The following is a 26,587-nucleotide window of genomic DNA, read 5'->3' on the forward strand; positions in this document are numbered from 1 at the left end:
CCCTCCCCCACCCAGTTGCCTGCCAGCGACATCGCCAGGCCATCCACCCGCTTCGCATGCGTCGCCACCAGGCCGATGGACACGTTGTTGACCACGTTGCCGGTGTGGAAACCCGACGTGCTCAGCCCCGGCACCAGGGTGAGGCTGAACGGAATGTGCACTTCGTTCGCGTCGGCCTCCGCCTTCGCCTCGGGCGCGCCTGCCGAAGGCGCATTGGCCCCCTCAGGCACGACGGGCATGGAGGACGCATCATTCGACGGTGCCACAGGGCTCACAGCGCCGGACGCTGACGCGCTCCCCTCGGGCGCCCCGGCGGCCAAGGTGTGGCTCACCGGTTGCTCCGCCGCGGCCACCAGCGGCGGGGCGGACAGCTCGCGCGCCACGCCCGGCCAATCGACAGACGCCGCTCCGCTCGCGGCGCTCGAGGACGGCCCGCCCGCCGTCTCCTCTGCGGAGGCCGAGAACGCCACCATCGCCGCCATCATCCCCGCGCACACCGAGACCTTGCGATTCATCGCCTGGACCTTCCTGGACTGTTTTGAATGCGGCCCGGCCCGCATCGCGCGGGCACCCGGGCCAGGAAAAATCATCGGGAGGCTTCGCCGCCCCGCTCGTGCAAGAGAACACCGGCACCGCGCGGAACTGTCACCTGTCCACTTCAGCGCAGCCGCTAACATGGGCCGCCATGTCCTCCCGTGCCCCGTCCCGCCGCGACGTGCTCACCGCGACCCTGGGTGGCCTGCTCCTGCCCGGCGTCACCGCCTCACAGCCCGCGAAGAAGGCCGCACCGGGCCCGTCCACCGTGAAGCCCCCGGAGAAAACCGCCGCGCCCTCGCGCGGCCGAGGAGCCGCCATGCTCACACGCCCCATTCCCAGCACGGGCGAAGCGCTGCCCGTCATCGGCCTCGGCACCTGGCAGACGTTCGACGCCGCACCGGGCGAGCGAGCGCCCCTGGCCGAAGTGCTCCGCACCTTCCTCGACTCGGGCGCGCGCCTCATCGACTCCTCGCCCATGTACGGCCGCGCGGAATCCGTGGTGGGCGAGCTGCTGCGGAAGCTCGACGCGGCGAAGACGCCCTTCCTCGCCACCAAGGTGTGGACCACCGGCAAGAACGAAGGAATCGCGCAGATGCAGGAGTCCATCCGGCGCATGGGCCAGGGCCGCATGGACCTGATGCAGATTCACAACCTCGTGGACTGGCGCACGCACCTGCCCGTCCTGCGTGAATGGAAGGCCCAGGGCGGCATCCGCTACCTCGGCATCACGCACTACGCCCACAGCGCCTTCGCGGACCTGGAGCGCATCATCCGCGAGGAGACGCCGGACTTCGTCCAGTTGCCCTACTCGGTGCTGGAGCGCGACGCGGAGAAGCGCCTGCTGCCCGCCGCCGCCGAGCACGGCGTGGCGGTGCTCGTCATGCAGCCCTTCTCCAGCGGCACCCTCTTCGAGCGCGTGCGCGGCCGTCCCCTGCCCGGCTGGGCCGCGGACATCGACTGCACCAGCTGGGCCCAGGTGTTCCTCAAGTTCATCCTGGGGCACCCAGCGGTGCACTGCCCCCGGCCGGCCACCCGCAAACCCTCGCACGCCGCCGACAACGTGCGCGCGGGCTTCGGTCGGATGCCCGACGAGAAGCTCCGCGCCCGCATCGTGAAGGAGCTGGAGGGCTGAGCGGCGGCTACAGCTCCGGGTCCGGCGTGTACTGGAGCTCGCCCGTGGGCTCCAACACCAGGCCCGTGCCGGGCTCGTCCGCTTCGTCGTCGCGGCCCACCTCCAGCACGGACTCCTTCGCGTCCCACTGGCCCAGGTAGTACTCGCCGCCCGCGGCCATGCAGGCGCGGCCTTCCGACACCACCGTCTCCACCACTTCCTTGAGGTCGCTGGTGGCGCGAAGCAGCGTCCACGACTTGCCGTCCTCCTTGAAGCCCTCCACCAGGTCCTTGAGCTCGGCGTCGCGAGGCATGCCGTCGGGCAGCGTCTGGCGCTCCCACGTGCGCGGCTCGCGCTGCGGCTGACGGGCCTTCCACGCGCGCGCCAGCGCCAGCAGCTTCTCCTCCGCCGCCTCTTGGAGCGCGTGCATCTCCTCGGGCAGGTCAATCTCCTCCAGCGCCAGCACCGCCGTCTCCAACTGCAGCGCCTTGAGGCTCCACTCGTTCCACGCCGTCTTCAGCATCCGAACCCTCGCTTTCCTGCCCGGCCACCTACCACAGGCCCGCCTGCCCTGGCGGCGGCCAACCCACCGCCATGTGCCCGCCGACCTCCACGCTGCCTACCTTGTGCTCCCAAGGGAGGCAGCGATGGCCAGGAAGAAAAAGGACACCCAAGATGTCACCGAGCACTTCGATGACCTCATCAAGGACATCAAGGTCGCGATGATGACCACCGTGGAAGCGGATGGCAGCCTGCGCAGCCGCCCCATGTGGACGCACGCACGAGACTTCGACGGAGAGCTCTGGTTCTTCACCCGCGAGCATTCCCCCAAGGTCGACGAGGTGACGCACGACCACCACGTCAACCTCGCGTACTCGGACCCGAGCCGGGACCGCTACGTCTCCGTGAGCGGCCGTTGCCGGCTGGTGCTCGACAAGGAGAAGGCCCGCGCGCTGTGGAACCCCACCCTCAAGGCCTGGTTCCCCGACGGCCTGGACGACCCCGAGCTCGCCCTGCTCTGCGTCCGCGTGGAGAAGGCCGAGTATTGGGACACGCCCAGCAGCCGCATGGTCCAGCTCACCGGCATGGTGAAGGCCGCCTTCACCGGACAGCCCTACGCACCGGGCGACCACCAGAAGCTCGACCTGGACGACAACGCCCCGCTGCCCCACTGAGCCGGACGGGCCCACCGGAATGGGCCCGTCATCAAGGTAGGACGGCGCCTCGCGACGGCTCCGTCTCCCCTGTCCCACTGACACCTTCTTCATCCTTCAAGCAGGATGGGTCACCATCAACCCATGGCGAACCTGTCCGAGGAGTGTGCCGTGGATGTCGTCCTTCTGACGACCTGGTGTTTCTCTGACAGCGTCGATCGCCTCGCCTTGTACCTCGGGCTGGCCTGATCCATGAGTGCGGCGCCCTCGGGTGGTAAGAGCCGCCACGCTCATGACGTTGAAGTGCCGAACGCTTTAGAGTATCAACCATCCGCTTTCGAGATTTTCCGCATGCACGACCGGTATCGTACCGACCCGCATACGGCCGACTCGAATACGTCTAACGAAGGAACATCACGATGGAAAACAAGAGGTCGGTCGCGAAGCCGGACGGCAAGCTCGCGGTCCTGATTCCGGGTCTGGGCGCTGTGTCCACCACGCTGATGGCGGGTGTCGAGCTGGCGCGCAAGGGCAAGGGTCACCCCATTGGCTCGCTCACGCAGATGGGCACCGCCCGCCTGGGGAAGCGGACCGACGGGCGCACCGTGAAGCTCAACGAGCTGGTTCCTCTGGCGGAGCTGAAGGACGTGGCCTTCGGCGCCTGGGACATCATCCGTGAGGACGCGTACGAAGTGGCCGTGCGCTCGGGCGTGCTCAGCGACAAGCACCTGGAGGAGGTGAAGCCGTTCCTCCAGAGCATCAAGCCGAAGCAGGGCGTGCACGACCCTGAGTTCGTGCGCCGCATCGAGGCCAACCACATCAAGGCCACCAAGACGCACCGCGAGAGCATCGAAGCGCTGCGCCAGGACATCCGCGACTTCAAGAAGGAGCTCAACGCGACGCGCGCCGTGATGGTGGTGTGCAGCAGCGTGGAGACCTTCCGTCCGCTGCCCGAGTCCTTCAAGACGCTGGCCGCCTTCGAGAAGGCGCTGGACGAGAACAGCCCGGACATCAACCCCACCGCGCTGTACACCTACGCGGCCATCAAGGAGGGCGTGCCCTTCGCGAACGCGACGCCCAACGCCAGCGTGGACACGCCGGCGCTCCAGGAGCTGGCCAAGCAGGAGTCGGTGGCCGTCGCCGGCCGCGACCTCAAGAGCGGCCAGACGATGATGAAGACGGTCATCGCGCCCGCGCTCAAGGCCCGCATGCTGGGTCTGGATGGCTGGTTCTCCACCAACATCCTGGGCAACCGCGACGGCGAGGTGCTGGACGACCCCGCGGCCTTCAAGGCCAAGGAAGTCACCAAGTCGAGCGTGCTGGACACCATCCTGCAGCCCGACCTGTACCCGGAGCTGTACAAGAAGTACGCGCACAAGGTGGCCATCCACTACTACCCGCCCCGCGGCGACGCGAAGGAGGGTTGGGACAACATCGACATCACCGGATGGCTCGGCTATCCGATGCAGATCAAGGTCAACTTCCTCTGCCGCGACTCCATCCTGGCCGCCCCGCTGGTGCTGGACATCGCGCTGTTCCTGGACCTGGCCAAGCGGCTGGAGTGGCGCGGCATCCAGGAGTGGATGTCCTTCTACTTCAAGACCCCCATGGCGCAGCCGGGTCTGCCGGTGGAGCACGACCTCTTCATCCAGCTCACCAAGCTGAAGAACACGCTGCGCGTCGTCGCGGGCGAGGACCCCATCACCCACCTCGGGCTCGACTATTACGGAGATGACCTCCCGCTCTCCAAATAAGGTCACCGCGCTCACGTGGCTCTCCACCGTCCTGGGGTTGAGCCACTTGACGCTGGTGTACGCCACCGGCCGGCTGCGGTGGGACCACGTCGCGGCGGACGCGCTGATTCTGGGGGTGGCCTGGTCGGGCCCCCGCCTTCAGCGCTTCCTCCGCGGTGGGCTCGCGCTTTGGCTGACCGGGATGCTGCTGGACAGCCAGGGGCTCTGGCTGTTCCTGCGGGGCCCCATCCACACGGGCGACCTGTGGGAGCTGGAGCGCCAGTGGTTCCCGGCGCCCGGCGGCACCCACTGGCCCGAATGGTGGGCCACGCGCTTCACCCCGGCCTTGGACCTGCTGTGCGGCTTCGCCTACGCGGCGTACCTGTACGAGGTCTTCATCCTGGCCATCTTCTTCTTCGTGAAGAAGGACTCGCTCTTCGAAAGGCTGTGCTGGGGCTTCCTGGCGGCGAACGCCATTGGCGTCGTCATCTACGTGCTCTACCCCGCCGCGCCGCCCTGGTACGTGCTCCAGTACGGCCCGGGACCGGCCGACCTGGCCGCGCCCCCCAACCCCGCGGGGACCGCCCGTTTCGACGAGCTGCTGGGCATCAGTTATTTCGCGAGCTTCTACTCGCGCAGCACCAACGTGTTCGGGGCCATGCCCTCACTGCACGCGGCGTACCCCTTCCTGGTGATGCTGTTCGTGTGGTCGCGCGGCTGGGCGTGGCGCATCTCCACCGGGCTGTTCGCGTTGCTCGTCGCCTTCTCCGCCGTATACCTGACGCACCACTACATCCTGGACGTACTCGCGGGCCTGGGCGTGGCGGCGGTTGCATTCCTGGTGGTCGAAAGCGTCTACGCCCGTTGGACGGCCACCGCCCCGTGGGCCGTGTCGTTGACTACAAGAGGAGACACCCGTGCTTGAGAACCTGATGGCGTGGTTGACCGGAAACCTGTCTCCGTCCGCCCGCATCTGGACGGCGCTGGCACCGGCCATCGTCGCCTGCACGTACTTCATCGGCGGCTTGCTCCTCTTCTGTATCCGCTGCGCCTTCAAGGGCATTCCCCGCGACGAGGAGACGCTCAAGCGCGGCAGCAACGGGCTGGTGGGCTTCTTCCTGCGGCACTACTTCTTCTGGGTCATCCAGCCGTTGTGGGCGGTGATTCTGCGTTCCGGCCTGCCGGCCAACGCGCTGTCCATGCTGTCGGGCCTGCTGGGCATCTCTTCCGGCGTGGCGGTGGCGGCGGGCCGCTTCGCGCTGGGCGGGTGGCTCTTCCTGTTCGCGGGCATCCTGGACGTGATGGACGGGCGCATCGCCCGCACGCGCAAGGAGGCCAACCCCGCGGGCGCGGCGCTGGACTCGGTGCTGGACCGGTACGTGGACTCGGCGATGCTCATGGGTCTGGCCTGGTACTACCGGGACACCTGGGTGCTGCTGCCCGCGCTGATGGCGCTGCTCGGCTCCTCGCTGGTGCCCTACGTGCGCGCCAAGGGCGAAGGCCTGGGCGTCAACGTGCGCGACGGCGCCATGCAGCGGCTGGAGCGGGTGCTCTTCATGGGCGCGGGCACGGCGCTGTCGCCCATCCTGGAGGCCGTCTTCTGGCCCGAGGAGAAGCACCCCATGCACTGGCTCGCGGTGGTGGGGCTCGTCTTCGTGGCCGTCATGAGCAACGTCACGGCGCTCTCCCGCTTCCGCAACCTGGTGAAGGCGCTGGCGCCCAAGCGTCAGGAGGCGCGCTCCGGCAAGGCCATCATCGGGCTCAACGCCCTGGCGGGCGCGGTGGCCACGGCGGTGGACTTCGCGCTGGTGCTGGCGCTGGTGGAGTGGGCGGGCATGCTGCCTGCCTGGGCCACGGTGCTGGGCTGCGGCCTGGGCGCGGTGGTGAACTACTCCATCAACCGGGTGCTCACCTTCAAGAGCAACGGCCCGGTGGCGCGGCAGCTGGCGCGCTACTCGGTGGTGAGTGGAACCAGCGCGCTGCTCAACGCGGGCGGCGTGGCGCTGCTGACGCTGCACCCGCAGCTGGCCTATGCGCTGGGGTGGTGGCTGGTGCGCGGCGTGGTGTACTTCGCGTGGAACCTGCCGCTGCAGCGGGACTACGTCTTCAACAACGACGCGGCGGCTTCCGAGGACGCGCTCATGGAGCAGCGCCCCCATGCGGCCTGAAGGGCGCCTCCAGGCGCTGAAGGGCCTGGCTGTGGTCACCGCGCTCGTGCTGCCCTCGGTGGCGGCGGCGGGCGCGGTGCTGGAGCCGAAGCTGTCCCCCAGTGACAACTACGGGGAGAACTTCACCTTCATCGGCGACCTGGACGGCGGCACCTTCATCTTCGTGCAGCTGACGGTGACGAACATCGGTCCCGGCTCGCGCACCGGACTGTGCCGGACCACGGTGCTGACGCCGGGGCAGAAGGCCTGGTCCGCGCAGACGAAGGTCAAGGCACGCGACTGGCGCTATGACAAGGAGAGCTCCACGCTGAAGATGGGGCCGTGCTCGGCCCGCTCCGCGGATGGGGCCACTCGCGTGGAAGTCCCGCTGGATGGCGGGCGGGTGCTGCTGGAGTACGCCGCGCCCATGACGCCCCAGGGCCAGGAAGGCACCGAGGTGGAGGTGGGCAAGGACCGCTACCACCACGAGGTGACGCTGGCCTTCAGCGCGTTGAAGGCGACGGTGAAGCGGCCCAAGGGCGAGGACGTCGTCTACACGGGTGGCGGGTACGCGGACCACACGCGCTCCACCATTGCTCCAGCGAAGCTTGCGAAGCGGTGGGTGCGCTTCCGGGCGCTGCTCGGCGGCGAGAAGCTGGTGCTGCTGGCGCGTGAGGGGCAGGACGGTGAATACGGCCCCGTGTACGCGTGGGAGGAAGGCGCCAAGGCCCGCTTGCTGGAGCACTTCACGCTCGCGCGGGAAGGCGTGAAGGAGCGGAGCTCTTGGACGGTGGAGCTGTTCGCGGATGGCTCCTCTGCCATGGTGCTGCGCTCCACCTCGCTGATGCAGCGCAGCGCGCCAGTGGAGGATTTGGGCGCGGTGCTGGGCGGGCTGGTGCGCTCGGTGGTGGGCTCGCCGGTGACGTACCTGCACCGGGCGGTGCTGGAGCGTGAGGGCAAGGCACCGGTGACGGGGCTGATGGAAGTGACGCTCGAGGGCGACCTGTGAGTTTTGCGTTGCTGAGGGAAGTGCACCACGTGCCGGGTGTGCGCGGCTGGGTGCGCAAGCAGGTGCTGCGTTCAGTGGCGCGCTGCGTGGAGTGGACCACGAAGCTGCCGGGGCGCGGGCTGAACGTGTCTCAGGTGAATGACTGGCTGTACGTGGGTGGCGCGGTGCCTCGCTCGCGGTACGCGGAGCTGAAGGCGCGCGGCATCACCGCGGTGATTGACGTGCGGGGTGAGCGCTGTGACGACGCGGAGGCGTTGAAGGCGCTGGGCATCGAACTGCTGAACCTGCCCGTGACGGACCGCTATCCGCCGTCGGTGGAGCAGCTGATGCGGGGCGTGGAATGGGCCCTGCCCCGGCTGAAGCAGGGCGGCACGCTGTATACGCACTGCGAGCACGGCGTGGGCCGGGGCCCGCTGGTGGGGTTGGCGGTGATGGTGGCGCGCGGCTGGGAGGCACCGACCGCGTACCGGGAGCTGCGGCAGGCGCGGTGGCAGTCCACGCTGAATGACCGGCAACTGAACGGGCTCGCGGACTTCGTCGCCGCGTGGCAGGCACGGACGTCCGAGCGGGCGGCGTAGGCCGCGCCCAGCTCAGTCTCGCTTCAAGATGACGCCGTCATCGCTGATGGCATAGCTCGCGCCAGGGTCCATGACTTCCGGCCGCAGGCCACAGCGCTCCTGCTCCCTGGGCGTGAAGTGAACGAAGGTCATCTTCTCGCCCCGCTGGAGCCAGGCGTCATACGTCTCGATGCGATAGAGACACTGCGTCATGGCATCCGCGTTCTTGGGGGGCTTCGTTCCGGGAGGCAGGAAGTCCTCCATCGCGAGTTGGAGCGCCTTCAACTGAGTGCCATCCACGGTGGTCGAGGCTTCCTTTGTCCACTCCGGGAACTGGATACCGGCGGAGACCTCGGGCGGCGCAACTGGCGTCTTGGACCGCAGGTACATGCATCCACTCATGAGGCTCATGAGGATGATGAAGCCGACTGGTTTCATCTACGTAGCCTCCAGTTCGACTGCTGTCGATGCCAGCTTGCGTTTCGGCCTACTCGCCACGGATATCATCCGTGACTCGCTTCGTCGGATGAAACTCACCATCCATCAGCCGGTACACAGTCCGCTCCTGAAAATCGTAAAGGTAGACCTCACAGAGCGGATTGAACATGACGCGAAAGTAGTACCGCTGTCGCTGCGCTTGCAGGTCTTCGTTGGAGAACGTCGTCACCGATGGGTGACTGTGAAAATCGGCGTAGATGCTGATGTTGTAAGCGTCGGGGTCGCTCACCGCGCTCGGGACGGAACAGGACTTTCTTCCTCCCGGGAGCTGCACGGGGGAACTGATCGAGGACGGGTAACTGGCGAAGAAAGCCGCTTCGAAATTCCGCTGATAGACGAGGCCGCAGTACTCCTGTCCTTCTCGTCTGTTGCCAACCGTTGCCCCTGGCATCACCCGAATCGCTTCACACAGCCTGGGAGCCAACGCCGGCAAGTTGTCGAAGGGGCCCAGCATGGGGCCCGCGACGACGATGTGCCCGCCGGCGTCCCGCCAATACTTCTGCGCCACGGTTCCAACACAACCGCTTTGAAGAAACGCCACCAGCAACGCACAACGTAGCTTCAACGAAGCCATGGCTGTTCCTCCCCAGAGAAGGCTCTTCTCAGAGCCTCCATCAAAAGGGAGCTTGCCACACACGCACGCTGAGCGCCTCGAAGGCAGCCCGCGGTGGAACCTACGGCCCGCTGAAGAGCGCGAGGCCACGTGACAACCAGGCGCGAGCCCTGTCCTCCACGGCATACGTGAAGCCGTCGCGCGAGCCTCGGGCGTAGACCTCCTGGTAGCCCGCCGGTGCGTCCGGCACTGCATTCCCGAGCCACAACGTCTGCACCGCGCCGCCCTCCTCACTCACCTCCACGGAGGCCACGGGCGGAGACAGGCCCGCCTGCGCGTCCTGCACCGCCGCGTCGAGGAGCCGCGAGGCCTCGAGCCGCTGAAGCCAGAGGAGATGCGCCTCCACCTGTGACGCGTCGAACCGGAAGGACTCCGGCGGCGACTGCGGCTCACGCAGCACCCAGCCCTGCGCTTCCTTCGCCACCACCACCGTCGTGTCACCGGCCTGGACGCGCACCTGGCTCACCTTCTCCAACGCGAACCGCAGCAGGAGCAGGTCGCGGAAGTCCACCAGCCGCTTGCGCACCTGCGATGCCGCCACCGCGGACACCTCGTACACCCGCGCATCTCCCTCCAACTGGACGAAGACGGTGTCCTTGGACTCCGACGCACGGCTCAGCCGCAACACCACCGTCTTCCCATTCTTGAGGCGCGCCTCCACCGTGTCATGCGCCTGGGTGAGCGCGGCCTTCGCCTCCGTGGCGGCCTCCCCCGCGAGCACGTCCTGCGCCTCGACCTCCAACAAGTCCCGCACGACCTGTTCGACCACGTGCGAGCTGAACCGGAAGCCCTCCGGCACCTGCGTCCCCTCCGCGAGCCGCCAGCCGCCGGGCGCGCCATTCGACGTCACCGTCACCGGCGCTTCGTCCCCGACTCGAAACACCAACTGCGTGATGTCCCCGGGCGCCCCCCGCACCAGCCGCGCGTCACGCCAGTCCATGACGCGCCGACGCCACAACCAGCCCAACAATGAGGGGTGCTCGAAGACGTCCGCGTTGGCCGCCTTGCGCACGTAGGTTCCACCATTCGGCGCCCCATCCTTCCCGAGCACCAGCTCCAGCGGAGGGCGGCCCTCCTGGAGAATGCGGACCTTCAGCCCGCGCGCATCATCCAGCCAGAACTCGTTCAGCCGGTCGGCCTCGCCGGTGACGAACTTCGCCCCGGCCACCCGGGCCAGGGACTCCAGCGCGCCCTTCACCATCGCATCGTCCGCCAGGAAGTGGCTCTCCGGCGAGCCCGGTTCCGCGACCGTCCACCCACTGCCGTCCCGTTGCAGCGTGGCGCGGCGGACGCCCGAGAGCTCCAGCCCGGAGACGCGGGCCGGGTCGAAGCCCGACAGGTCCAACTGGCGTCCACCACCGCTGGCTTCCGGCTGCCCCGGCGGCTGCTCACCGGCGACGAACATGAACACGAGCAGCAGCACGGCTGCGCCAACGACGATGACCAGCGCCTTCTTCATGGCTCTCCCTCGGCTCCGGGCCCAGAGCGAACCCTTACTTCACCCCCACACGTCTCGGCATCCCCCTCCGTGACTTTCGGAGGGGACGGCTCATGGAGCCCCGGCCGTCGCCTTGCGCCGCCACGCGGCCGGAGTCACTCCGTGGACGCGGCGGAACTGGCGGATGAAGTGCGTCACGTCCGCGTAGCCCACGCGCTCCGCGATGATGTCCACGCGCTCGTCCGTGCCACGCAGCCGGCGGCGTGCCTCCGCCATCCGGCACTCCAGAATCCACTCGCCCACCGTGCGGCCCGTCTCCTGCCGCACCACGCCCGCGACGTGCGCGGAGGAGCGCCCCAGCGCCTTCGCCACCTGCGCGAGCGACAGCGGCTCCAGACAGTGCGTCTCGATGTACGTGAGCGCCTTGCGACTCAAGCCCAGGGAGGGCGGCTCGCTCGCGCCCGTCTGGACCGTCATGCGCTCCAGTTCGATGAGGACCAGCCGCAGCAGCGAGCGCGCGGCTTCCTCGCCCCCCGGCTCGTTCCGGGCCACCTCCTCCGACAGCAGGCGCATCCACCGCGCCAGCCTCCGGCGCTGCGGCAGCGTGGGCCGCAGCACGGGGTGACAGCCCTTGCGCACCCGCAGCAACGGTCCCAGGCGGTTCGCGGCCCCACCGTCCTCGCCCAAGGCATCCGGATGGAAGGCGACGCCCCACCCTTCCGCGTTCGAAGCGCCGGCCCCGTGCGCATCTCCGGGCGGAATCAGGTGGACGTCTCCCGCCCGGACCACCAGGTCCCCCGCGTGCCGCATCTTCGACTCGCCTCGCGTCACCAGCATCACCACGGCGTAGGCGTGCACGGCGGTGGCGCGCCCACCCCGAGGGTGGACCTGAAGGCGCCCCGCCCATATCGGCAGCCGCCCTTTTTCGAAGTCCAGGCGCGACGACGAATCGGGCCCCCAGGGCGGCGGTCGTGTCTCGGGCGGCATCACCCCTTCGTAGCGAGCGAAGCCGCCGGGCTCAACCCTGAGCAGGTCCATGCGCGGCGCCCGCCCGTTCCAGGTTCAGGTCATAGTTCAACATGCCCGCCGCCATCATCCCCGCGGACGCGGCCACGATGGCCGCCTGCGCCCGGGTGCCGAGGTCCCCCGCCGCGTAGATGCCCGGCACCGACGTCTCGCCCGGGCCCTTCAGCTTCACGAAGCCCTCCTCGTTCAGCTCGAGCCCCAGCCGCTGCACGAGCGACGACTGCCGCTGGGGTGGACGGTCGAAGAGAATCTCCCGGGGCACCCGGGTACCGTCCTCCAGCTCCACCGCGTCCAACTTCTCCCCGGCCGCGATGAAGCCGCGAATACGCCGCGTCTCGAGCCGAACCCCCGCCTTCTCCAGCAGCGCACGCTTGTCGGCGGGCACCTCGAAACCATCCATGGCGAACACCACCAGGTCGCGGGTCCACCCCGTCAACATCACGGCGAAGTCGAGCGACACCTCGTTCGTGGCCAGCACGCCCCAGGCACGGTCCTGGATTTCCCAACCATGGCAGTACGGGCACTGGAAGATGGCCTTGCCCCACAAGTCGCTGTAACCGGGCAGCTCGCGCATCACGTCCACCATCCCCGTGGCCAGCAGCACCCGGCGGGCCTCCACCACGCCGCCCCCTTCGAGCGCCACGCGGAACACCGTCCCCGCGCGCTCGACGTCCAGCACCCGCGCCTCGCGCAGCTCCACGTCATAGGGGCGCATCTGCTCCCAGGCGACACGCCGGAACTCCCGGGGCGGGATGCCATCCCGCGTGAGGTAGGTGTGCACCTCCTCTGCTGCCGCGTTCCGAGGCGTCCCTGCGTCGCACACCAGGACCTTCTTGCGGCCACGCCCCAGCGCCAGCGCCGCACTCAAACCCCCGGGGCCACCACCCACCACCACCACGTCCTTCACGTCCTTGCGCTCCATGTCGTCCGTCCTCTTCGCATCCATTGCGTGTCTGCAGCCCAGGGGCAGCGCGGCACCGGCCAGTCCCCGCCCGGCGAGGGCCAGGGCCTCACGGCGCGTCCACGCCGCCCGATTCGCGATGGAGAAGTGCTAACCGGCGGCCCCCCGGCCCCGGGAGGGCGCGGCTTCACGCCGAATCGGCGGATTCGCGCGTTCGTTGCGGCCCCCCTTGAGCGGCGCCACGGCGGGCGGCCTGACACCAGGGTGTGGCTGGCGGGCCGCAGTCCGAGCCTCCAGGCCCTGGTACGCGCGTTGCTATCCCAGCCCTCATCAGGAGGACGTCATGCGCTACGCCATGGTGCTGGGAGTCACGCTGGCCTCGTTCGGGGCCGCCGCCGAGGAGCGGTGGACCGCGCCGTACCAAATTGAAGCGTTCTCCGGCCGCACCGCCCGCGTCGTCCTGGGCGAGCATGCGCCGGAGGACGTGGCCTCACGGCTCCAGGTCATGACGCTCGTCGGCACGCAGGGCATGGCGGTGGCACGCTTCCAGCGGACGGAGGCCGTGTGCACGGGCGAAGAGGACGTGGACCTGCCGCCCGTCTGCCACACCGTGGGCGTCTACACACAGGCGAAGGGGACGCCGGACATCGGTGAGCACATCGTGGCCCTGGCGGGCACCGTCACCGGCACGGTGAGCATGCCCGCGCCCAAGACGGCGCGGGAGCGTCCTGTCCCGGGGCAGTGGACCTCGGACGCGTTCGAGCATCCCGTGGACGAAGGCTCCGAACCCTTCACGCCCGCGGGCTTCCCCGCCCCTGGCTACCGGTGGAAGACCTCACCCGAAGGGCATGTGACGCTGGAGTCCAGCCGCGATGGCCAGAGCGACGACACACGCGTCCCGCTGGACTCGTGCATTCAGGAACGACAGGGCCCCTTCACCCGGCTGGAGTGCTTCCCGGGCGCGCCGCACATCGCACCGGGCGACTCCCCTGGCGCATCCCTGCTCTACGTCGACCGGCGGCCACTCGTCGTCAGCTTCGCGGACTACGGCGAGGCCAGCACAGAGCTCGTCGCCTCGCTGCGCGTCGGCGGCGACACGCAGTACCTGGTCCACGTGGGGCTCAAGGGGCAGGCCGTCACCGGGCTGCTCTTCCGCGAGGGGAACGCGTGGCGCCTCCTCCTGCGCCCCGCGGACTATCCCGTCATCGGGTGTTGAAGCACGCGGCGACTACCAGCGCCGCTCCGGCTCCATGGCCGCGGGCCTGCGATTATCGGTGGGCTCCAGCCCGCTCGCCGTGGAGCACCGGCACACCTCACAGCCGCGCTCGCGGTCCATGGTGCAATTCACGCCGGTGACACAGGTGAGGTTCCGAGACTCGGCACAGCGCGTCTCGCCCCTCTTCTCCTCGCGCTCCGAACCGTGACGGCAGCCGGCCAGGGCCGCCGCTCCGACGGTCGCCAGCATCAGCCACCGCTGCCCACTGCTCCGCATCCACATCCGCGTCATCGCCCACCTCACGGCACTCATATCGAGCGAAGCAGCCAGCGGCCAGCGACCCTCACGCCTCCGGCGCGGGCTGCTCCGTCTGCTCTTCCGAGGACGTGCTGTGCTTGCGGCGCCAGCGCTCCACCATCAGCAGCAGCGACGGGAAGCCCAGCAACACGATGATGAGGTTGATGCCGAAGCCCAGGTTGGCCAGGTCACCAATGGAGTTGAGGCCCGGATGCTTCGCCAGGATGAGCGCGACGAAGCCGATGGCGCTCGTCAGCAGGCCGCCCATGATGGCCCGGCCTGTCTCCGCGTACACGGAGACGAAGTCCGCGCCGCGCTCGCCCAGCCGCTGCACCAGGTGCACCCCCGCGTCCACCGTGGTGCCCACCAGCACTGGCAGCACCATGATGTTGAGGTAGTTGAACTGCAGTCCCAGCAGCGACATCAGCCCCACCAGGCCGACGACGGACAGCAGCGTGGGCAACATGCAGATGAGCGCGGTGCGCAGCTTGCCCAGCGTCAGCCACATGGCCACCAGCACGCTCAGCACCGCCGCCGCGAGGATGCGCGGCCCTTCGCGCGACACCATGTCCAGGATGTCCGCCAGGATGAGCGCCTCACCCGCCGCCGACACCTGACTGCCGTCCGGCATCTGCAGACCACGCACTTCCTTGGCGAACTTCCGCGTGCCCTCGCCGTCCGACAGACTGACGCCACCGGCGTACACCAGCACCACGCCGCCCGTGCTGCCATCCAGGCTCTCGAACTGGTGCCGCACGCTGGTAGGCAGGGCCTCCTGGGTGAAGGGCTTCGCCTTCGCCATGTTCAGCGCGCGCACCAGCGTGTTGCGCGTGTCCTCGGGCAGCCGCTCCGGGTCCAGCTTCTCCAACTTCGCGGAGATGGCCTGGAGGATGGCCTGCTTCTCGTCCTGCCGCTTGGGGACCAGGTCATCCAGCGCGCCCACGAAGTCGATGGTGGACTCCTTCCCCCGCGCCGCCTTGCGCGCCTCCAACTGGCGCACCACCTCGCGCTCCATCTCCTGCGAATCGGTGAGCACCACCACCGGCGTCTGCGAGTAGCCCAGGATGTCGTTCACCTTCTGGTCCAGCACCGCTGACGCCTGCTTGTAGTCCTCCAGCGTGCGCGAGTCGTAGTTGAACGAGATGCGATACGCCTGTGACACCAGCGCCAGCACGCCCACGCCCACCACGATGCCCACGCCCCGGTAGGAGCGCGGCAGCCAGCGAGCCAGCAGGCTCAGCGGCCCGGCCGCCCCCTCTTGCTGCACCCGCGGCGACCAGCCGAAGCGCGTGGCCAGCCCCAGCAGCGCGGGCAGCAGCAGCACGTAGGAGAAGATGCTCACCAGCATGCCCACCGCGGCGATGATGCCGAACTCGCGGAACGCCCTGAACTCCGACATGGCCAGGCTGAGGAAGGTGAGCGCCGCCACCAGCGCCGCGATGAGCGCGGAGAAGCCGGTGTGCCGGAAGGACTCATCCACCGCTTCCTCGGAATTCATCCCCTCCGAGCGCAGCGTCGTGTAGCGCCCCAACAGGTGGATGCCGTGCTCCACGCCCAGACCGCCCAGCACCGCCGCGAGGAAGCCCGTCAGGAGGTTCACCTGCCCGTAGGCCAGCCCCACGAAGCCGTACGTCCAGCCCAGGCCCGCCATCACCGGCGCCATGGTGAGGCCCACCGACAACGCGCTGCGGAAGTGGAAGGCCAGGTACGCCAGCAGCAACACCATGGCCAGCGTGGACGCGCTCGCCAGGTCGCCAACGATGACGCGCTGCTGATCAATCTTCTTCTTGAAGGTACCGGTGACGGCCGTCTTGAAGCCGGGCCCGTACTTCGACAGGTCCTGCTGCGCCAGGAAGTCCTCCACCTGGCCCACGACCTTCTTCGAGTAGTTCAGGTCCGCGGCGCTGCCCCGGGGCTTCGCCATCAGCACCACCATGCGATCGGTGGGGTTGATGTAATAGAGGTCGCCCTGCCCGGAGAGGCGCTGGTTGGCGCGCCCGGTGTACTTCTGCTCGATGTCAGCGAAGTCCACGGACGGAGGGTCCTCCTCCACCAGCGAGACGAAGAGCGGATTGGCCTGCTGCTTCTCCCAGAGGATGCGCGCGTCGATGCGCTCCTGGATGGTCTCCAGGTCCTCGACGTCCACGTAGTAGAGCGAATGCTCGTCGAAGAAGGACCGGGGCCGCTGGTGGGAGACGTAGCGAATCTCCGACAGCGCCCCGAGCTTCGGCGCCATGTCGTCCGCGAAGCGCTTGAGCACCTCCGGATCCGCGCCCATCCCCACCACCACCACGTTGCCCTGACCGCCGAAGCGCTTGCGCAGCTTCTCGATGTCCTGAACGCTGGGGAAGTTCTTCGGCAGCAGGCCCACGAAGTCCGCGTTGAGCGTCAGCGTCCTGGCGAAGTACGCGCCGAGCACGGTGAGCACCAGAGCCAGGAGCAGCGCCTGGAAGGGCTTCCGGTGGTTCCGCACCGCCAGGCGGCCCATGGCGCCTTCGAACCGCTCCGACCAACGCTTCTCACTCATGCTTGCGACACCTGCATCTGTTGACTGGCCGAATCGCCGGACACCTTGGGCACGCGCTAACGGGAGAGTCAACGCGTTTATGCCGTGAGGCGGAAAGTAAGGCTGCGAATCACCTGCCTCATGTAATGCACTCCTTGAGCGAATGCTCGCCTGCTTGTGACACCCGACACGCCGCCGCCCTGGAGGATGTGACGGGTTGGATGGCCCCCATCCGCGCTGTTGGCTGTCCCTACCCGGTGGGCAGACAAGCGGACGTGGACGCCTGCATCGCACCCCCACCGTGGTCACGTTCCCCGGCGACACGGGCTCGCGCATGCGAGCACACGAGGGAGGGGAAGCCGCTCCGCCCTCCGCGCGACCGGGAGGTCCGGGGCCGCGGGTGGTGGCCGCGAGCCGATGATGGGACCGCATCCGAACGACACGACACCTCCGGGCGAGCCGCGTTGGATGGGGCGCGTGGAGCGCGCACTGGGCGCGATGGCCGCGCACAACCACCGGCGTCCGGTGTTGGCGTTGCTGCTGGCGCTGGTGCTGGCCGCCCTGGGTGGCTTCCTTGCGCGAGGACTGCACCTCAACGCCAACCTCGTGGACCTGCTCCCGTCCTCCTTCGAGAGCGTGCAGGACCTGCGGGAGCTGGAGCGCCGCTTCGGCGCGCTCGGCTGGGTGGCGGTGGTGGGGGAAGGCGCGGACCCCGAGTCCCTGAAGCGCTTCGCGGATGACCTGGCGCCCAAGCTGGAGGCCCTGCCCGGCATCCGCTTCGTCGAGGCGCAGCGCCCCGGCGCCTTCTTCCGCGACCGGGCCCTGTACTTCCTGTCGGAAGAGGACCTGCGGGAGGTGCACCGCCGCTTGGAGGCGCGGCTCCAGTGGGAACAGCAACAGGCCAACCCGCTCTACGTGCCGCTGGTGGAGGAGGAGCCGCCGTCCCTGGACTTCTCCGACCTGGAGGCGAAGTACGCGGGCGGGGCCGGACAGCGGCTGTCCACCAGCCAGGGTGACTACTACCTGGATGAGGGCCAGCGCCGCATCGTGCTCCTGGCCAAGCCGGACACCACGTCAGCGGACCTGGGCTTCTCGCGCAAGGTCACCGATGAGGTGCGCGGGCTGCTCGCCGCGCAGGACCTGTCGAAGTACGGGCCCGGCTTCAAGGTAGACATCACCGGCACCTTCCAGAAGAAGCTGGACCAGCAGAAGCAGATTGCGCGCGACATCGGCGTGGCCTCGGCGGTGGCCACCGCGCTGATGCTGCTCTACCTCCTCTTCCACTTCCGCAGCGCGCTGGCGGTGGGGCTGGTGCTGACACCCGTGGGCGCGGGCCTGGCGTGGACGTACGGCCTGGTGGCGCTCGTGTTTGGCGAGGTCAATCTCCTGACGGGCTTCCTGGGCGCCATCCTCGGAGGACTGGGCCTGGAGCACGGCATCCACCTGCTGGGGCGCTACCTGCACCTGCGCGGCGAAGGCCACACGTCCGAGGACTCCACGCGCGCGTCCTTCACACACACTGGCGGCGCGGCGCTCGTCTCCGCGCTGGTGGCGGCCGTCACGTTCTTTGTCCTGGGCACCTCGCGCTTCCGCGCGTTCCGTGAGTTCGGCGTCATCGCGGGCGTGGGCATGGTGGTGCTCATCGTCGCCTACGTGCTGGTGCTGCCCGCGCTGCTGGGCCTGGCCTCGCGCTGGGGGTGGACACCCCGGCGCTCCTCCGTCACCACCGCGCGCTCCCCCACGGGCCAACTGCTGTTGCGCCGCCGGCACGTCATCACCGCCGTGTCCGCCGTGCTGCTGCTAGGGCTGCTGAGCCAGACGGGGCGCGTGCGCTTCGACTTCGACTTCGGCTCGCTGGAGGACCAGGACCTGCCGTCCTTCACGCTGGACCGCGAGGTCAACCGGCTCATCGGCTATTCGCAAACACCGGTGGTGGTGCTCACCCAATCGCCCGAGGAGGAGCAGGCGATGGTGGAGCGGCTCCACGCGCGACAACGCGAGCGAGGCAAGGACTCCACCATCGACTTCGTGGCCTCGCTGTCCTCGCTGGTGCCCAAGGACCAGCCGCGCAAGCAGCGCGTCCTCCAGGACATCTCGCGGCTGCTGGAGCGCGTCCCGGAGGACCGGCTGGATGCACGGCAACGGGAGCAGGTGGCGTCGCTGCGCAGGCAGGCGGCCTCACCGCCCTTCACCCGTGACGACCTGCCGCCGAGCGTCCAGCAACAGTTCCTGGGCCGGCAGGGCACGTCGGGGGGCTTCGTCATGGTCTACCCGTCCGTGAACCAGTCGGACGGGAGGGCGGTCCGCACGCTGGCACGGGAGGTTCGCGGCGTGGGGACACCGGAAGGCACGCGCGTCTCCGCGGCCGGCGAATCCATGGTGATGGCGGACATCCTCGACATGGTGACGCACGAGGCACCACGCATCCTCGGCGGCACCACGCTGGCGGTATTGCTGGCCATGTGGCTGACGCTGGGCGGCCTGCGCATCGCCCTGCTGTGCATGGCGCCCACCGTGGTGTCACTGGTGGCGCTGCTGGGGCTGATGCCGCTGCTGGGACTGGAGTTCAACTACCTCAACATCCTCGTCATCCCGATTCTCATCGGAACGACGGTGGACGCGGGGGTGCACCTGCTGACGCGCTTGTCGTCACCGGGCCATGACTTCGTGTCGGTGTATTCGGAGACGGGGAAGGCCATCTGCGGCGGCTTGCTGACCAGCGCGATGGGCTTCGGTGCGCTCTTCCTCGCTGACCACCCGGGCCTCAACTCCATTGGCGCACTTGCCAATCTGGGCTTCGCCACCAACCTCCTCATCATGCTGGTGGCCTTCCCGGCCCTGCTGCTGGTGCTGTCGGAGCGCAGGCTGAAGCGCCATTCCGCCCGAAAGGAATCGCAGAAACGGGAGCCGCCGCGCCATTCGGGGCGCGGCGAGCCCACGCACGCAAGCTGAAACACACACACCCACGACGGAGGGAGCAGCATGGCGAAGCAGATGAAGCGGGGTTGGATGTGGGCCGGAGCACTGGCGGGTACCCTGGCGTTGGGAACCGCGTGTAGCGCGACGGAGGCTCCGGTGCAGGTGGCGCAGGTGGACCCGTCCACCGGACAGACGGTGACGCCGGGCACCGCGCCGGGCAACACCACGCCGGGCACGGGCCCCGGCACGACGCCGCAGACGGGCTCGACGAACACGAACCCCAACACCCTGCCCCCGGCGACGAACCCCAACACCCTGCCCCCGGGAACGTCCACGACGACGCCGGGCACGGGCGGCTCCGGCGCTACGGGCACCACGCCCTACAACACGGGCGCGGAGGGCGCCACGTCCACCGTTCCGGGCACCACGCCCTACAACACGGACGCGGGCACGGGCGGCTCCGGGGTGCTGCCCACGCCAGGCGTCGGCACCACGCCCGAATTCGGCGCCCCGACGGGCACCGGGACGTCCAACACCGTCCCCGCGCCTTCCGGCGTCGTGAACGACGGCGGCACCGGCTTCTAGCCCTCGCGGCGTCACCCTGAAGCAGCGCCCCATCCGGCACCGCGGGACTCGCGGCGCCGCGGATGGGGCGTTGCCATGCTGGACAGGCGCGTCCGCGCCTGCTTTGTCCGCGGGCATGGAGACCCTCGTGACGCGCGTGTTGTCGCTGCGCGTGGGCATGCCCCGGGAGCTGGGCGTGGCCGGCGCCGCCTCGCCGCTGGAGCGGCCCTGGACCAGCGCCATCTTCAAGGAGCCGGTGACGGGCCCGGTGTGGCTGTCACGCACGGGGCTCGCCGGAGATGGGCAGGCGGACCGCAAGGTTCACGGCGGCCCGGAGAAGGCGGTCTTCGCCTATCCCGTCACACACTACGACTTCTGGCGCGAACGCCTGGCGCGCGCCGACGTGGGCCCCGGCGCCTTCGGTGAGAACTGGGTGCTCTCCCAGGTCACGGAAGCGGACGTCTGCATCGGAGACGTGCTGCGCGTGGGCGGCGCACGCGTGCAGGTATCCCAACCTCGCCAGCCCTGTTGGAAGCCCGCGCGCCGCTGGGGACAGCGCGACCTGTCGCTGCTGCTCCAGCAGACCGGCCGCACCGGCTGGTACTACCGCGTGCTGGAGGAAGGGCCCGTCCAGGAAGGCGACGCGGTGGCGTTGCTCGAGCGGCCCTTTCCCACCTTCACCGTCGCCTTCGCCAATCACGCCATGCACGGCCACGCGCCGGAGGACGCCGCGCTGCTGGCGGAGTGTCCCTTGCTGACGCCGAACTGGCGTGACTCGCTCCGCAGACGCGCGCAGGGCAACCGCGGAGACGACCGCCCGCGGCTGGTGGGCCCCAACAGCGCCGACTGAAAGACATTGCCCGCACCGCAAGCCGTCCCCGCGTCCCATTTCCGCCGCCGCCTGAAGGGCAGGCGGCCATGGGAGGGGCCTCTAGCAGACCGCCCGTCGGCTGCTCACGTTCCCGGCCAGCAGCAGTCAGACACAAACCGACCGGAGAACGAACCATGACGAAGTTCCTCAAGACGAAGGCCGTCCTTGCCTCTCTCGCCGCCGGTGCGCTCGCGTTTGCCACCGCCTGTAAGTCCGACTCGGGCGCGACCCGAGAAACGACAGACACCACTGACACCAGCGGCATGGGCACGATGAGTGACCCGAACACCGGCACGAGTACAGACACCAGCACGGACACCACGACACCACCTGGCACGGGCGGCACGGGCATGGATGACCCGGCCCTGTCGCCCGATTCGGAGACCGTGGACCCCAACGCGGACCCGACGCTGAACCCAGGCACCGGCGGCACCGGCACGGAGGTGGACCCGAACCTCGACCCGGACATGAGCAGCGAGCCGGGCACGGGCGGCGCGGGTGACGTGGAGCCGCTCGACAACACGGGCACCGATGAGCTGGATGCCGATGACGACTCCAGGCTGGATCCGGGTACCGGCGGCAGCGGCATGACGGACCCGGACACCCGGATGACGCCGCCCACGCCGCTCCCGGAGACGGGCTCGACGCGCTAGGCCGGCCCTCACTTCACCGCAACAAGAGGATGCCCGCGGAGACCGTGCCGCGGGCATTGCCCTTTGTGGCGCAAGACACGACGGCGAAAGAAGAGATGATGCCCGCGGCGCCTGTGCCGCGGGCATCGCCCCGTGTGTCATCAGCGTGGGACTCAGCTCACGCTGAAGCCCGGATACGGCTGCGGTGACTTCACCGGCTCGATGATGCGTTGGCTGCCACCCGTTCCCGGCGTGCCGGCGGGACCACCCTCCGGCTGCAGCGCGGGCGGACTGCCGCGCGGCGAGCGCTGCTCGTCCTCGGTGTCTGCATTCCGGTCAGGCGCGGTGGGGACGGCTTCAGGTGGAATGTGCAACACGTCCTTCTTGCTCATGGCGGCCTCCTTTCCTCCAACCTGGGGCCCCCCTCCGAAATGGGCACCTGGCATCTGGCCGCCTGCCCGAACGGATGCTTATGACTTTCTCTTGGAGACCCGCACACGGCCCGCCGTATGGATGAACCCACGCCTGCCGTGCGTGACCACGTTGAGGACGAGCGGGCAGCCACTGCCCGTCAGTGGCACCTTCAAGGAGAGCCACGCTGAAATAGTCAAACGAACCTGAACCTCGGTTCAAAAGCTGGGTGGGATGCGATGAGCGTGAAGTTGGCATTGGCCGGCAGGCGACGGAGAAGCGAACACCTGTTCTCTCCTCCTGAGGGCCCCATCCCCTGGCTCCAGCGGATGTCGTCGTGGTTCCACGAGCACCATGGCGAGCTGCTCGAAAGCGTCGTACTGGGCACCAGCCCCCTGGGTGCCCCCACGCTCCGGCTGCGGCTGCATCCGGCAGCGGGCGAGGTCGTGTTGGCGGCCACCTCGGGCGCCCACGTCTCCGTGTCCGCGGAGACGTCCGCCGTGGGCCCCGGCTACCACCGCTTCCTCTGCGACACGCTGAGAGCCATGGGTGACGCGCTCGGCATCCTCTGGGCGGAGGGTCGCGCGTCCTCGAAGGGGGGTGACCCCACCGGCTACTTCCACACGGGAGACGCCGGGCCCGTGGATGTGCACATGCTGGCGTCGCTCCAGGAAGCCGTGGGGTGGGTGCTGCGCATGCGCCGTCAGGGCGAGTCCGGCTTCGCACTGTCCATGCGCTTCGGCCACACCTTCGAATATCCCGGTGCGCTGCTGACGCCGCTGGGGCCTCGCGACGCGCGCTGGCTGGTGGACGTGTACGAGGACCCGCGCAGGGGCATCGACGTGTTCCCCTGGTGGACGCCGGGCATCGACGCGCGCATGCGGCTCAATCGCGCGCGGTGCCGCCTGTGGACGGACGTGGTCTGGCGCCCACCGCTGCTGGACGACGAGCGCCACCTGATGCGCGATGTGGCCCGCCTGCTGGAGCAGGCCTGGCGCGAGGACCCGTCCCTGCCCTATCCGTGGCGGGAGTGGCAGGAGGTGCTCGGCTTCCTGGGCGTGGGAGGCACCCTGGCCGAGGAAGTCCACCAGCGCGCCTCGCAGGCATCTGGCGGCCCGCCCATGGGCTACCGGCGCGGCGAGGTCCAGGTGGCGCTGCCAGCGGGCTGGGAGATTCGCATCCCAGGGTCGCTCGCGGAGGCGTACCTCCAGGATGGAACATGGGTGGCCCGGGACCATCGGCGCAGCGTGCGCTTCGTCCCCTTGGAGGACGGTGGCGCCGACAGCCTCATGCCCTCCTTCATGGAGCGCCGCGCGATGGACCTGGAGCACCACGGCAAGCGGGTCAGCGGACGGGCCTCACTCCGCATGGAGCCGGGCGAGTGCCGGCTGACCGCCCTGTGTACCTCGGGCAAGCGCCGCGCCCTGTGTGTGGTGAGCTTCGACGACCCGGACGAGCAGGACTGGGCGCTGGGGACCTGGCGCTCACTGGACCACGCTGTCGCCGCGTGACGCTTGCCAGCCCAGAGGTGCCATCCCACATTGGGCAGGCCTTTCCATCAGAATCGAGAGCCTGCAATGAGTAGGGAAGTCTGGCCGGGCAAGCCCTGGCCTCGTGGCGCCACCTTCGATGGTTCAGGGGTCAACTTCGCCATCTACTCCCAGGTCGCGACGCGCGTGGAGGTCTGCCTGTTCGACCCCGCGGCCCCGGCGCGCGAAATCGAACGGTTCGGCCTGCCGGAGTCCACGGACTTCGTGCACCACGGCTACGTGCCGGGCCTGGAGCCAGGCACGCTCTACGGTCTGCGCGTTCATGGCCCGTACGAGCCCGCCAAGGGCCACCGCTGCAATCCGCACAAGCTGCTGGTGGACCCCTACGCCAAGGCGCTCTACGGCGACGTGGACTGGCGCCAGCCGGTGTTCGGCTATCCACTGGGGCACGAGCAGCAGGACCTGGCGCGAGACGAACGCGACAGCGCGGCGGGCGTGCCCAAGTCCGTGGTGGTGAGCGACTACTTCGACTGGGGCAATGACCGGCGCCCGGACATCAGCTGGCGCAAGACAGTGCTGTACGAGGCTCACGTGCGCGGCCTCACCATGCGCCACCCCGGCGTGCCCGAACACCTGCGTGGCACCTACGCGGGCTTGGCCTGCCCGCCCGTCATCGAGCATCTGCTGAAGCTGGGCGTGACGTCGGTGGAACTGCTGCCCGTGCATGCCTTCGCGGACGACTCGTTCCTCGACGACAAGAAGCTGTCCAACTTCTGGGGCTACAACACGCTGGGCTACTTCGCGCCGGAGCAGTACTACGCCAGCCGCAAGACGCCCGGCGCCGCCGTCGCCGAGTTCAAAGCGATGGTGAGGGACCTGCACGCCGCGGGCATCGAGGTCATCCTCGACGTCGTCTACAACCACACCTGCGAGGGCAACCACCTGGGGCCCACGCTGTCGCTCAAGGGCATCGACAACGCGAGCTACTACTGGCTGATGCCGGACGGGCGGCACTACCTGGACTTCACCGGGTGCGGCAACAGCATCAACGCGTCCAACCCGCAGGCGGCGCGGCTCATCATCGACAGCCTCCGCTACTGGGTGACGGAGATGCACGTGGACGGGTTCCGCTTCGACCTCGCCACGGTGCTGGGCCGCACGGGCGAGGGGGCGTTCGACCGCAACGCGGCGCTGTTCCAAATCATCCACCAGGACCCGGTGCTCGGCCGCGTGAAGCTCATCGCCGAGCCCTGGGACGTGGGCCTCGGCGGCTACCAGGTGGGCGGCTTCCCCCCGCCCTGGCGCGAGTGGAACGGCAAGTACCGGGACGCACTGCGCCGCTTCTGGAAGGGGGATGAGAACCTCGCCAGCGAGATGGGCTACCGGCTCACGGGCAACGCGGACCTGTACGCGGAGGCACGCCGGCGGCCCCAGGCGAGCATCAACTTCGTCACCGCGCATGACGGCTTCACGCTGCACGACCTGGTGACGTACAGCCACAAGCACAACGAGGCCAACGGCGAGCACAACCGTGACGGCGCGGACGACAACCAGTCGTGGAACTGCGGCGTGGAGGGTGAGACGGACCAAGCGGACGTCATCGCCCTGCGCGAGCGGCAGAAGCGCAACCTGCTGGCCTCCCTCTTCCTGTCCACCGGCATCCCGATGATTGTCGCGGGTGACGAGATGGGCCGCACGCAAGGTGGCAACAACAACGCGTACTGCCAGGACAACGAGCTGTCGTGGGTGGATTGGAACCTGGATGAGCGGCGGCGGAAGCTGCTGGAGTTCACGCGTAAGCTCATCCACTTCCGCCACCGCCAGCCGGTGCTCCAGCGCCGCCGCTTCTTCAAGGGCCAGCACCTGTGGGACTCCGAGCACAAGGACCTGACGTGGTTCCGGCCGGATGGCTCGGAGATGAAGGCGGAGGACTGGGAGAAGCCCTTCGTGCGCTCGCTGGCGTTCCTCCTGGGCGGCGACGCCATCCCCACGCCGGACGAGCGCGGGCAGCGCATCATCGGCGACGCGCTGCTGATACTGCTCAACTCACACCATGAGCCGGTGACGTACAAGCTGCCCCCCACCGCGCAGGGCCAACGCTGGGAACTGGAACTCTGCACCACCGACGACAACCGGGGACCGGAGCCGGTGAAAGGTGAGACGTTCGAGCTCATCGGCCGCTCGCTCGCGGTGTTCCGGCAGGTCGAGGACTGATTTCACGATGGCCCCTCCCAACACAGGAGGGCCATTTATCTGTTCAAAGCAGCTCACTCACGAACCAAACAACCAGAAGCGAGCCCTGAACACACTCAAACTCCCACACAATCAAAACCAAAAAGAGCCAAGCGCCACTCAACACCCAACAAAAACACTACCACCACAATCAAAACCCAAGCCAATCGAGCCAAAAACTACCGCACCCCAAAACTACAAACAACCCATCCGTCATCAGGCTGTGGCCGAACCAACAATGGAAGAACTTGCTCAGCCACCACCGCACGCTCGGGGGTCTCCAACAAGAACAAAATAGGCCCCTGAGCACCCGGCACCAGATGCTCAGCAATCAACTCATTAACGAACGAAACAAGAGCACCTGAACTAAGACCGGCATCTTCTCGACTATACACCTCAGCCAAACCTAAAACATCTCGATAAATCACCCCCAACTGTCCAAACATCGAAAAAATACGCCTGCGCGTAGTTGTTCCATACTCAAAATTCGGCACTGCCCTCAGGTCCATAACCCATCGCGGCCGGACCGTACGCAACAATGATTCAACAGCCCCGGCGCGAGCTGAAGACATATCCACAACACCTAACAGAGCAGGGTCGGGAAACAACCACCCCTGAGCCGAATGCACCACACGCTTAACTACCTGCGCACTCCGCTGTCCTACATTCTCGACAACGGGGCGCACATACACAGGCACCTTCCTGCCATCTCCCATATTCGCAGG

Annotated in this window: 24 protein-coding genes and 1 pseudogene; 14 read left to right on the forward strand and 11 right to left on the reverse strand. The window is 68.4% G+C overall.

What is annotated here, in order from left to right:
* Nucleotides 1-515, reverse strand: a pseudogene (locus FL344_RS24760) (hypothetical protein); the annotation flags it as partial.
* A 170-nt stretch (nt 516-685) separates the two neighbouring features.
* Between FL344_RS24760 and FL344_RS24765 the strand changes: the two are divergent.
* Complete coding sequence (locus FL344_RS24765) at nt 686-1,669, forward strand: aldo/keto reductase (protein WP_141620248.1); 984 nt, start codon at nt 686-688, stop codon at nt 1,667-1,669.
* Between the two features lie 7 nt (nt 1,670-1,676).
* On the opposite strand, the gene FL344_RS24770 is transcribed toward FL344_RS24765, so the two are convergent.
* On the reverse strand, nt 1,677-2,171 hold the full coding sequence (locus FL344_RS24770; protein WP_090486584.1) for a hypothetical protein: 495 nt from the start codon (nt 2,169-2,171) through the stop codon (nt 1,677-1,679).
* A 124-nt stretch (nt 2,172-2,295) separates the two neighbouring features.
* Between FL344_RS24770 and FL344_RS24775 the strand changes: the two genes are divergently transcribed.
* The 6 genes from FL344_RS24775 to FL344_RS24800 all read left to right on the forward strand — a co-directional run bounded on the left by FL344_RS24775 (nt 2,296) and on the right by FL344_RS24800 (nt 8,269).
* Nucleotides 2,296-2,823 (forward strand): pyridoxamine 5'-phosphate oxidase family protein, encoded by a 528-nt coding sequence (locus FL344_RS24775; protein WP_141592988.1) that lies wholly within the window; start codon nt 2,296-2,298, stop codon nt 2,821-2,823.
* 398 nt (nt 2,824-3,221) lie between these two features.
* On the forward strand, nt 3,222-4,556 hold the full coding sequence (locus FL344_RS24780; protein WP_141620249.1) for an inositol-3-phosphate synthase: 1,335 nt from the start codon (nt 3,222-3,224) through the stop codon (nt 4,554-4,556).
* Nucleotides 4,534-5,460 (forward strand): phosphatase PAP2 family protein, encoded by a 927-nt coding sequence (locus FL344_RS24785; protein WP_141592990.1) that lies wholly within the window; start codon nt 4,534-4,536, stop codon nt 5,458-5,460. Before FL344_RS24780 ends, FL344_RS24785 begins: the two co-directional genes overlap by 23 nt.
* The gene (locus FL344_RS24790; RefSeq protein ID WP_090486596.1) at nt 5,453-6,703 is read left to right on the forward strand and encodes a GtrA family protein; all 1,251 of its coding nucleotides are present in this window, start codon (nt 5,453-5,455) and stop codon (nt 6,701-6,703) included. The genes FL344_RS24785 and FL344_RS24790 overlap by 8 nt, the downstream gene beginning before the upstream one ends.
* Nucleotides 6,693-7,691: a hypothetical protein gene (locus tag FL344_RS24795; RefSeq protein WP_141592992.1), complete on the forward strand. Its 999-nt coding sequence runs from the start codon at nt 6,693-6,695 to the stop codon at nt 7,689-7,691. The genes FL344_RS24790 and FL344_RS24795 overlap by 11 nt, the downstream gene beginning before the upstream one ends.
* Nucleotides 7,688-8,269, forward strand: a complete 582-nt coding sequence (locus FL344_RS24800; protein WP_141620250.1) for a dual specificity protein phosphatase — start codon at nt 7,688-7,690, stop codon at nt 8,267-8,269. The genes FL344_RS24795 and FL344_RS24800 overlap by 4 nt, the downstream gene beginning before the upstream one ends.
* Before the next feature lie 12 nt (nt 8,270-8,281).
* Here the strand turns inward: FL344_RS24800 and FL344_RS24805 are convergent, their stop codons facing one another.
* From FL344_RS24805 to FL344_RS24825, 5 genes are all read right to left on the reverse strand, one after another.
* Nucleotides 8,282-8,686, reverse strand: a complete 405-nt coding sequence (locus FL344_RS24805) for a hypothetical protein (protein WP_141620251.1) — start codon at nt 8,684-8,686, stop codon at nt 8,282-8,284.
* Nucleotides 8,687-8,735: 49 nt separating this feature from the next.
* Entirely contained in the window at nt 8,736-9,320 is a 585-nt protein-coding gene (locus FL344_RS24810) for a hypothetical protein (RefSeq protein ID WP_141620252.1), read from the reverse strand.
* A 100-nt stretch (nt 9,321-9,420) separates the two neighbouring features.
* Nucleotides 9,421-10,818 carry a DUF4340 domain-containing protein gene (locus tag FL344_RS24815; protein ID WP_141620253.1) on the reverse strand — a complete coding sequence of 466 codons (1,398 nt, stop codon included), beginning with the start codon at nt 10,816-10,818 and terminating at the stop codon, nt 9,421-9,423.
* Nucleotides 10,819-10,908: 90 nt separating this feature from the next.
* Nucleotides 10,909-11,835 carry an AraC family transcriptional regulator gene (locus tag FL344_RS24820; RefSeq protein WP_141620254.1) on the reverse strand — a complete coding sequence of 309 codons (927 nt, stop codon included), beginning with the start codon at nt 11,833-11,835 and terminating at the stop codon, nt 10,909-10,911.
* Nucleotides 11,816-12,865 carry an NAD(P)/FAD-dependent oxidoreductase gene (locus FL344_RS24825; protein ID WP_141620255.1) on the reverse strand — a complete coding sequence of 350 codons (1,050 nt, stop codon included), beginning with the start codon at nt 12,863-12,865 and terminating at the stop codon, nt 11,816-11,818. The genes FL344_RS24820 and FL344_RS24825 overlap by 20 nt, the downstream gene beginning before the upstream one ends.
* A 202-nt stretch (nt 12,866-13,067) precedes the next feature.
* On the opposite strand from FL344_RS24825, the gene FL344_RS24830 reads away from it, so the two are divergent.
* Nucleotides 13,068-13,940, forward strand: a complete 873-nt coding sequence (locus FL344_RS24830; RefSeq protein ID WP_141620256.1) for a hypothetical protein — start codon at nt 13,068-13,070, stop codon at nt 13,938-13,940.
* A 12-nt stretch (nt 13,941-13,952) separates the two neighbouring features.
* Here FL344_RS24830 and FL344_RS24835 read toward each other — a convergent pair whose 3' ends face one another.
* Together FL344_RS24835 and FL344_RS24840 are read right to left on the reverse strand one after the other, a co-directional pair.
* A complete protein-coding gene (locus FL344_RS24835; protein WP_141592999.1) occupies nt 13,953-14,252 on the reverse strand; it encodes a hypothetical protein in 300 nt (99 codons plus the stop codon).
* A 31-nt stretch (nt 14,253-14,283) separates the two neighbouring features.
* Nucleotides 14,284-16,764, reverse strand: a complete 2,481-nt coding sequence (locus FL344_RS24840; RefSeq protein ID WP_141620257.1) for an RND family transporter — start codon at nt 16,762-16,764, stop codon at nt 14,284-14,286.
* A 399-nt stretch (nt 16,765-17,163) separates the two neighbouring features.
* Between FL344_RS24840 and FL344_RS24845 the strand changes: the two genes are divergently transcribed.
* From FL344_RS24845 to FL344_RS24860, 4 genes are all read left to right on the forward strand, one after another.
* Nucleotides 17,164-19,695: an RND family transporter gene (locus tag FL344_RS24845; RefSeq protein ID WP_228565348.1), complete on the forward strand. Its 2,532-nt coding sequence runs from the start codon at nt 17,164-17,166 to the stop codon at nt 19,693-19,695.
* A 30-nt stretch (nt 19,696-19,725) separates the two neighbouring features.
* The gene (locus tag FL344_RS24850) at nt 19,726-20,247 is read left to right on the forward strand and encodes an Erp protein (protein ID WP_141620258.1); all 522 of its coding nucleotides are present in this window, start codon (nt 19,726-19,728) and stop codon (nt 20,245-20,247) included.
* A gap of 115 nt (nt 20,248-20,362) precedes the next feature.
* A complete protein-coding gene (locus tag FL344_RS24855) occupies nt 20,363-21,076 on the forward strand; it encodes an MOSC domain-containing protein (protein WP_141620259.1) in 714 nt (237 codons plus the stop codon).
* A gap of 155 nt (nt 21,077-21,231) precedes the next feature.
* Nucleotides 21,232-21,750: a hypothetical protein gene (locus tag FL344_RS24860; protein WP_194863238.1), complete on the forward strand. Its 519-nt coding sequence runs from the start codon at nt 21,232-21,234 to the stop codon at nt 21,748-21,750.
* A 152-nt stretch (nt 21,751-21,902) separates the two neighbouring features.
* Here the strand turns inward: FL344_RS24860 and FL344_RS24865 are convergent, their stop codons facing one another.
* The gene (locus tag FL344_RS24865) at nt 21,903-22,121 is read right to left on the reverse strand and encodes a hypothetical protein (protein ID WP_228558360.1); all 219 of its coding nucleotides are present in this window, start codon (nt 22,119-22,121) and stop codon (nt 21,903-21,905) included.
* A 258-nt stretch (nt 22,122-22,379) separates the two neighbouring features.
* On the opposite strand from FL344_RS24865, the gene FL344_RS24870 reads away from it, so the two are divergent.
* Nucleotides 22,380-23,651 (forward strand): hypothetical protein, encoded by a 1,272-nt coding sequence (locus FL344_RS24870; RefSeq protein WP_141620261.1) that lies wholly within the window; start codon nt 22,380-22,382, stop codon nt 23,649-23,651.
* Nucleotides 23,652-23,717: 66 nt separating this feature from the next.
* A complete protein-coding gene (gene glgX / locus FL344_RS24875; protein WP_141620262.1) occupies nt 23,718-25,844 on the forward strand; it encodes a glycogen debranching protein GlgX in 2,127 nt (708 codons plus the stop codon).
* A gap of 197 nt (nt 25,845-26,041) precedes the next feature.
* Here the strand turns inward: glgX and FL344_RS24880 are convergent, their stop codons facing one another.
* Entirely contained in the window at nt 26,042-26,434 is a 393-nt protein-coding gene (locus FL344_RS24880; RefSeq protein WP_194863239.1) for a hypothetical protein, read from the reverse strand.
* Between the last annotated feature and the right edge of the window lie 153 nt (nt 26,435-26,587).

This window comes from Myxococcus sp. AB036A, assembly GCF_006547355.1.
Taxonomy (GTDB): Bacteria; Myxococcota; Myxococcia; order Myxococcales; family Myxococcaceae; genus Myxococcus; species Myxococcus virescens.